This window comes from Bradyrhizobium sp. Ses1, from assembly GCF_059512365.1.
In genome coordinates this window covers 1-1,330 of the sequence record NZ_JCAMOQ010000170.1, presented here as the reverse complement: position 1 = coordinate 1,330, position 1,330 = coordinate 1, and the positions used below count along the sequence as shown (strand labels likewise).

Genomic DNA, 1,330 nt, shown 5'->3' with positions numbered 1-1,330 from the left:
GCAGGTGGCGTCCGCAAAGGTGGTTTCGGCAAGGCCGATGCGCCGCAGGGCACAGATCAGCACATAGGCCATCGAGGCGAACCACAGCCGCAGTTGGTTGGCGCGCATGGTCGCTGCGGAAGTGCGGTCGGCGTAGAGGTCGAGCTGGCACTCCTTGATGCGGTTTTCCATGTCGCCGCGGGCGCAGTAAACGTCCTCGTAGAGCTGCCGCGCGCCCACCTCGGCCCGCTTGAGCGAGGTCACGACGAAGCGCGGATTGGCCTCGCCTGTTGTCCACTCCGCCTTGGCGACGACGCGGCGCCTTCGGCTCCAGGTGTCGAGCGTGCTCCATTGGAAGTCCTTGAAGCGGCGCGCCGGTCGGCCGGTCTTCTCGGCTGCAGCCCGAGCCGTGGCCAGCTCCTCTGCGATCATGGCGACCAGGCGCGTGTTGCGGGCGAGCCCGAACAGGTAATCCACGCGGTTCTCATCGCACCACGCCATCAGCGCCTCGCGCGCAAAGCCCGAGTCCGCCCGCAGCACGATGCGCGTGAACGGCCAGCGGGCGCGGATCTGTCGGACAATCCGCTCGACCTCCGCGACGCTGCCCGCACTGGCGTCGATATCGGCCGGGCGCAGCTTGGCCGCCAGCAGATGCCGGCCGCAGAACACGTACAGCGGCAGATAGCAGTAGCAGTCGTAATAGCCGTGGAAGAAGCGCCCCTCCTGATGCCCGTGCAGCGGGTCGTCGGTGGCGTCGAGATCGAGGATGATCTGCTTCGGCGCTCGCTTGTGCGCCTCCAGGAACAGCGTCACCGGCAACGCCTCGATCGCCGTCGCCTCATAGGCGATCTTGTGATAGCGTGAAGGCTCGTTCCGGCTCAGCTCCAGTCGGTTCAGCGTCGACTTGCCGGCCACCGGTGCGCAGTCCTCGCGCCGGGCTTCAAGCTTGCCCGCCAGCACCGCCATCAGCGGGTCGTGCCGCAGTTCGTCGTGATCGTTGAGATCTTCGTAGCCAAGGGCGATGCCAAAGACCCGCTGTCCGACCAACGTCCCGACCGCATGCTCGATCAAGTCCGGGCGGCGATGATCGCGAAAGCAATCTGCAAAGCGCCCCACCAGATCGATCGCCCGATCGGTGGCGCCCAGAAGCAGCGCGCCAGCATCCGACGTCACCAGGCCAGCATCAAAGGCTGCTTCCACAGCCCGGCCTTCCACCACTCCAAAATCAAACCGTTCCGCGCTACACTCTGTCGGCATCGGGCCATTCCTTGAATCATCGCAAAGTCCTTCTCGCAAAAGAACTTTCGCTGATTCGCGCCCCGATGCGCCTCAACACCGTGAGAAATGCGGG

2 protein-coding genes are annotated in these 1,330 nt (G+C 65.3%); both read right to left on the bottom strand.

What is annotated here, in order from left to right:
- Positions 1-1,236, bottom strand: a 1,236-nt coding sequence (locus AC5ZG5_RS46175) for an IS1380 family transposase (protein WP_496165566.1), incomplete at its 3' end; no start/stop codon positions are given.
- A partial coding sequence (locus tag AC5ZG5_RS46170) for a hypothetical protein (RefSeq protein WP_496165567.1) occupies positions 1,149-1,330 on the bottom strand: 182 nt, incomplete at its 5' end. The genes AC5ZG5_RS46170 and AC5ZG5_RS46175, both read right to left, overlap by 88 nt.